The 6,102-nt window shown below is 57.6% G+C and carries 1 protein-coding gene, 2 rRNA genes, 3 pseudogenes and 1 other annotated feature (1 of these 7 running past the window's edge); of the genes and pseudogenes, 4 read left to right on the top strand and 2 right to left on the bottom strand.

Features of this window, described 5'->3' with window-relative positions; translation table 11 throughout:
• Both F9K07_RS26635 and rrf read left to right on the top strand, forming a co-directional pair.
• A 23S ribosomal RNA gene (locus F9K07_RS26635) occupies positions 1-2,070 on the top strand (it extends 809 nt beyond the left edge of the window).
• A gap of 167 nt (positions 2,071-2,237) precedes the next feature.
• Positions 2,238-2,350 (top strand): 5S ribosomal RNA (rrf, locus tag F9K07_RS26630).
• A gap of 206 nt (positions 2,351-2,556) precedes the next feature.
• Here rrf and F9K07_RS26625 read toward each other — a convergent pair.
• Positions 2,557-2,835: pseudogene (locus F9K07_RS26625) on the bottom strand (integrase core domain-containing protein); the annotation flags it as partial.
• Positions 2,836-2,891: 56 nt separating this feature from the next.
• On the opposite strand from F9K07_RS26625, the gene F9K07_RS26620 reads away from it, so the two are divergent.
• A protein-coding gene (locus F9K07_RS26620) for an IS3 family transposase (RefSeq protein WP_442907340.1) occupies positions 2,892-4,123 on the top strand; the annotation gives its coding sequence in 2 pieces (ribosomal slippage) (positions 2,892-3,183 and positions 3,183-4,123; 1,233 coding nt in all).
• Positions 3,170-3,286: a sequence feature (AL1L pseudoknot), on the top strand. Its footprint overlaps the gene before it by 117 nt.
• 42 nt (positions 4,124-4,165) lie before the next feature.
• Here the strand turns inward: F9K07_RS26620 and F9K07_RS26615 are convergent.
• Positions 4,166-5,022: pseudogene (locus F9K07_RS26615) on the bottom strand (IS3 family transposase); the annotation flags it as partial.
• Between the two features lie 101 nt (positions 5,023-5,123).
• Here F9K07_RS26615 and F9K07_RS26610 point away from each other — a divergent pair.
• Positions 5,124-6,091: pseudogene (locus F9K07_RS26610) on the top strand (IS3 family transposase); the annotation flags it as partial.
• Positions 6,092-6,102: the final 11 nt, after the last annotated feature.

The following is a 6,102-nucleotide window of genomic DNA, read 5'->3' as shown; positions in this document are numbered from 1 at the left end:
CTCCGAAAACTATTTAGGTAGTGCCTCAAGTATTACCGTCGGGGGTAGAGCACTGTTTTGGCTAGGGGGTCATGGCGACTTACCAAACCAAGGCAAACTCCGAATACCGATGAGTACAGCTTGGGAGACAGAGCACCGGGTGCTAACGTCCGGACTCAAGAGGGAAACAACCCAGACCGCCAGCTAAGGTCCCTAAAATTGGCTAAGTGGGAAACGAAGTGGGAAGGCTAAAACAGTCAGGATGTTGGCTTAGAAGCAGCCATCATTTAAAGAAAGCGTAATAGCTCACTGATCGAGTCGTCCTGCGCGGAAGATGTAACGGGGCTAAGCCAGTTACCGAAGCTGCGGATTTGCAATTTATTGCAAGTGGTAGGAGAGCGTTCTGTAAGCCTGTGAAGGTGTCTTGTAAAGGATGCTGGAGGTATCAGAAGTGCGAATGCTGACATGAGTAGCGTTAAAGGGGGTGAAAAGCCCCCTCGCCGTAAGCGCAAGGTTTCCTACGCAACGTTCATCGGCGTAGGGTGAGTCGGCCCCTAAGGCGAGGCAGAGATGCGTAGCTGATGGGAAACAGGTCAATATTCCTGTACCGATTACAAGTGCGATGTGGGGACGGATCTTAATAGGTTATCCGGCGGTTGGATGTGCCGGTTTAGACAGATGTAGGCGACACGTAGGCAAATCCGCGTGTCATATACCGAGGCTGTCGATCGAGCGAGCTTGCTTGCGAAGTAACTGAACGAGGTCCCAGGAAAAGCCACTAAGCTTCAGCTTGTAATTGACCGTACCGCAAACCGACACTGGTGCGCGAGATGAGTATTCTAAGGCGCTTGAGAGAACTCAGGAGAAGGAACTCGGCAAATTGACACCGTAACTTCGGAAGAAGGTGTGCCCTAGTAATGTGATGAGAACATCTGAGCATGAATGGGTTGCAAAAAATTGGTGGCTGCGACTGTTTATTAAAAACACAGCACTCTGCAAACACGAAAGTGGACGTATAGGGTGTGACGCCTGCCCGGTGCTGGAAGATTAATTGATGGGGTGCAAGCTCTTGATCGAAGTCCCAGTAAACGGCGGCCGTAACTATAACGGTCCTAAGGTAGCGAAATTCCTTGTCGGGTAAGTTCCGACCTGCACGAATGGCGTAACGATGGCCACACTGTCTCCTCCTGAGACTCAGCGAAGTTGAAATGTTTGTGATGATGCAATCTCCCCGCGGAAAGACGGAAAGACCCCATGAACCTTTACTGTAGCTTTGTATTGGACTTTGAACAGATCTGTGTAGGATAGGTGGGAGGCTTTGAAGCCGGGACGCTAGTTCCGGTGGAGCCAACGTTGAAATACCACCCTGGTGTGTTTGAGGTTCTAACCTAGGTCCATTATCTGGATCGGGGACAGTGCATGGTAGGCAGTTTGACTGGGGCGGTCTCCTCCCAAAGCGTAACGGAGGAGTTCGAAGGTACGCTAGGTACGGTCGGACATCGTGCTAATAGTGCAATGGCATAAGCGTGCTTAACTGCGAGACTGACAAGTCGAGCAGATGCGAAAGCAGGACATAGTGATCCGGTGGTTCTGTATGGAAGGGCCATCGCTCAACGGATAAAAGGTACTCTGGGGATAACAGGCTGATACCGCCCAAGAGTTCATATCGACGGCGGTGTTTGGCACCTCGATGTCGGCTCATCTCATCCTGGGGCTGTAGCCGGTCCCAAGGGTATGGCTGTTCGCCATTTAAAGAGGTACGTGAGCTGGGTTTAAAACGTCGTGAGACAGTTTGGTCCCTATCTTCCGTGGGCGCTGCAGATTTGAGGAAGCCTGCTCCTAGTACGAGAGGACCGGAGTGGACGCACCTCTGGTGTACCGGTTGTCACGCCAGTGGCATTGCCGGGTAGCTAAGTGCGGAAGAGATAACCGCTGAAAGCATCTAAGCGGGAAACTCGTTCCAAGATAAGATCTGCCGGGGCCTTGAGCCCCCTAAAGAGTCGTTCAAGACCAGGACGTTGATAGGTCAGGTGTGGAAGCGCAGTAATGCGTTAAGCTAACTGATACTAATTGCTCGTGCGGCTTGACCCTATAACTTTGATGAAAATCATCAAGGTCAAATGTCATCTGACTAAAAGTCATGTTATGCCTGAGAACTCAGCAATGAGTTTCTCGTTGGCTGCAATCAAAATAGCTGATTCGAAGCTCTATGAATTCGTTCCGGTCGTGCGTGTGCACAACTAGAACAACAAGTTATGCCTGACGACCATAGCGAGGTGGTACCACTCCTTCCCATCCCGAACAGGACAGTGAAACGCCTTTGCGCCGATGATAGTGCGGGTTCCCGTGTGAAAGTAGGTCATCGTCAGGCTCTTACCAAGCCACCCAAACCCCCTCGTACTCCTCGTACTTGGGGGTTTGGGCTTTATGGCTTTATCGGAATTCAATGTAAGTAGCTGTCCGGTTTCTTCTAGGTAAGCGGCTGGGTCGCACATGTTGATTGACCCTGTCTGACGCTGTACCCGATTCAGTACCGCCCGGAAGTAGGGATTTCCGGCTCTTGACCCTGTACCCGATTCAGTACCGCCCGGAAGTAGAGATTTCCGGCTCCTCTGAGATCGTCGTTGCGGGGAGTTGCCTGCAACGACGGGCGAATTCGGCGGGTGTCGCCCAGTCTAGCGCGGAGTGGGGACGACTCTCGTTGTAGTACTGGCGCCATGCCTCGATCTTGCCCCGAGCATCGTCGAGCGACATGAACCAGGTGGCATTGAGGCACTCCTGGCGCAGCCGCCCGTTGAAACTCTCCACATTGGCGTTGTCGGTCGGCTTGCCCGGGCGGCTGAAGTCAAGCTCCACCCTGCGTGAATCGCCCCGGGTTTTGAGGAGGCTCAACACTCTGAGAGGATTGAGCCATGAGCAAGTCGAACAAGTTTTCGCCCGAGGTGCGTGAGCGGGCAGTGAGGATGGTGCAAGAGCACCGTAGAGAGTACCCGTCGCTGTGGGCGGCCATTGAGTCCATTGCGCCCAAGATTGGCTGCGTGCCGCAGACCTTGAACGAATGGGTCAAGCGCGCCGAGGTCGATGCCGGTGTGCGTGAGGGCGTCACGACCAGCGAGGCTCAGCGGATGAAGGAGCTGGAGCGCGAGGTCAAGGAGCTGCGCCGGGCCAATGAGATATTGAAGCTGGCCAGCGCGTTTTTCGCCCAAGCGGAGCTCGACCGCCGGCTCAAGTCCTGAAGGACTTCATCGACAAGCATCGCGATGCCTTCGGGGTCGAGCCGCTCTGCAAGGTCTTGCAGGTCGCCCCATCGGCATATCGAAGGCACGCTGCGCAACAGCGAGAGCCCCACAAGCGCTGCGCCCGGGCGCAGCGCGACGAGATGCTAATGCCACAGATTGAACGTGTCTGGCAGGCCAACATGCAGGTCTATGGTGCCGACAAGGTGTGGCGGCAACTGGCCCGCGAAGGCGTGTCTGTGGCTCGCTGCACGGTCGAGCGCTTGATGCGCAAGCTCGGGCTGCGCGGTGTGATGCGTGGCAAGGTCGTGCGCACCACCATCAGTGATGCCAAGGCACCTTGCCCGCTGGACCGCGTGAACCGGCAGTTCCGGGCCGAGCGGCCCAACCAGCTTTGGGTCAGCGACTTCACCTATGTCTCGACCTGGCAGGGCTGGCTCTATGTGGCCTTTGTCATCGACGTGTTTGCCCGACGCATCGTGGGTTGGCGGGTGAGCAGTTCAATGCGTACGGACTTCGTGCTCGATGCGCTGGAGCAGGCCCTGTACGCCCGGCAGCCAGAGCGCGATGGAAGCCTGATATGCCACAGCGACAGGGGCTCTCAATACGTCAGCATCCGATACTCCGAACGGCTGGCTGAGGCCGGCATCGAGCCGTCTGTGGGCAGCAAGGGCGACAGCTACGACAACGCCTTGGCAGAGACCATCAACGGGCTCTACAAGGCCGAGTTGATTCACCGTCGAGCGCCATGGAAGACCAAGGAGGCGGTGGAGCTGGCGACCCTTGAATGGGTGTCCTGGTTCAACCACCATCGCCTGCTCGAACCCATCGGGTACATACCGCCAGCAGAGGCTGAGGCAAACTACTACCGGCAACTCGCCAGTCAGAACACCGAGGTGGTGGCCTGACTTAAACCAAACAGCCTCCGCGAATCCCGGGGCGATTCAGCGCTCGTACGCCCACTTGTCCATCACCTTGGAGATGAACTCGCTGCCATTGTCAGACTTGATCGTGCGCGGCAGCCCTCGCTCCTGTGTGATCGCCGTGAGCACACGCACGACGTCCTCACCCTTGAGGCTTTGACCAACGTCGATGGCAAGGCTCTCGCGCGTGAACAGATCGACAACAGTGAGCATGCGCAGCTTGCGACCATCGAAGAGCGCATCGGCCACGAAATCCATGCTCCAGATCTCATTGATCGCGTGGGCAAGATGCTTCGGTTGCCTGAGCTTGGCGGCCTTGTTGCGCCGAGGGCGCTTGAGGCGCAGCGACAGTCCCTCCTCACGGTAGAGGCGATACACCCGTTTCACGTTGTCCATGTGGCCCTCTCTGCGCAACATCACATGCACCCGGCGATAGCCGTAGTGCACTCGCGTGTCGGTGATCTCCTTGATGCGCGCTTTGAGCAAACCCTCGTCCTTGCGTTGCGAGACGTAGAGATAGGTCGAGGCCGACATCTTCACCACGCGCAAAGCATTGCGCTGGCTGCAACCAAAGCGTTGCATCAACTCGGGCACCAACTCGCGGCGCTGGGAAGGCCTCAAAGCTTTTTTGCGACCACCGCCTGCAGCATCGCCTTGTCCAGGCTCAGGTCGGCCACGATCTGCTTGAGCTTGCGGTTCTCTTCTTCGAGTTGGCGCAACCGCCTCAGCTCAGACGGGCCGACACCGCCGTAACGCTTCTTCCACACATAAAACGTCGCGTCGCTGATGCCCATCTTGCGACAGACCTCCTCAACCCGCGTTCCCAGCTCGGCTTGCTTGAGGGCAAAGGCGATCTGCTCCTCGGTGAACTTGCTCTTCTTCACGACATGCTCCTGCCCACTTGGGGCCTTCATCATGGCGGTTCTCTCTGTAACCGAACGGTTCGAAATCCGGGGACAGAGTCAACGGCAAACAGAAGGCCCAGGATGCTGAGATAGCGCGGCTACGCAAGGACGTGGCCAAGCTCAAGATGGAGCGCGACATCCTGAAAAAAGCCGCGGCCTACTTCGCGAAGGAGTCGATGTGAAGTTCGGCTTCGTGGCGAAACACCGAGGGGCCTGGCTGGTCAATCTGATGTGCGGGGCGCTCGGTGTCTCGCGGGGCGGCTTCTACGCCTGGCTCACGCGGCCCAGGAGCCGACGCAGCCTTAGCGACGAGGTGCTGGGCGCGCAGGTGCGTCAGAGCTTCGTGCGCAGCGACCGCACCTATGGCGCACGACGCGTGTGGCACGACGTTCTGGCGCAAGGCCTGGCTTGTGGCCTGCACCGCATCGAGCGGCTCATGCGAGAGCAGGCACTGCGTGCTCGGCCCCGACGACGCGGACTGCCCAAGGACCGTGGCGTGCGCAGCGCAATAGCCGACAACGTGCTGGACCGCCAGTTCCAGGCCGACGGCCCGAACCAGAAGTGGGTGGCCGATTTCACCTATATCTGGACAGCCGAGGGTTGGCTGTATGTGGCGGCGGTGCTGGACCTGTACTCCCGTCGCATCGTGGGATGGTCGATGCAGGAGAGCATGACCTCGCAGCTCGTGGTGGACGCGCTGATGATGGCAGTGTGGCGCCGGGGCAAGCCCGTGGCCCTGCTGCACCACTCCGACCAGGGCAGCCAGTACACCAGCGAGCACTTCCAGAAGCTGCTGGATGAACAGGGCATCACTTGCAGCATGAGCCGGGCCGGTGAGGTCTGGGACAACTCGGCCATGGAGAGCTTCTTCAGTTCGCTCAAGACCGAGCGCATAGCCCGCAAGGTGTATCGGACGCGAGGGCCGGCCCGCTCAGACGTGTTCGACTACATCGAGTGCTTCTACAACCCGACGCGTCGGCATTCGACACTCGGCTATCTCAGTCCCGTACAGTTCGAACAAGCTCAAGATGGACTGCCCCCGGTCTAGTAGACAAACCG

Source organism: Hydrogenophaga sp. BPS33 (genome assembly GCF_009859475.1).
Lineage (GTDB): Bacteria > Pseudomonadota > Gammaproteobacteria > Burkholderiales > Burkholderiaceae_C > Hydrogenophaga.
Note: the sequence above shows the minus strand (reverse complement) of the source record. Positions and strands in the feature narration are given on the sequence as shown.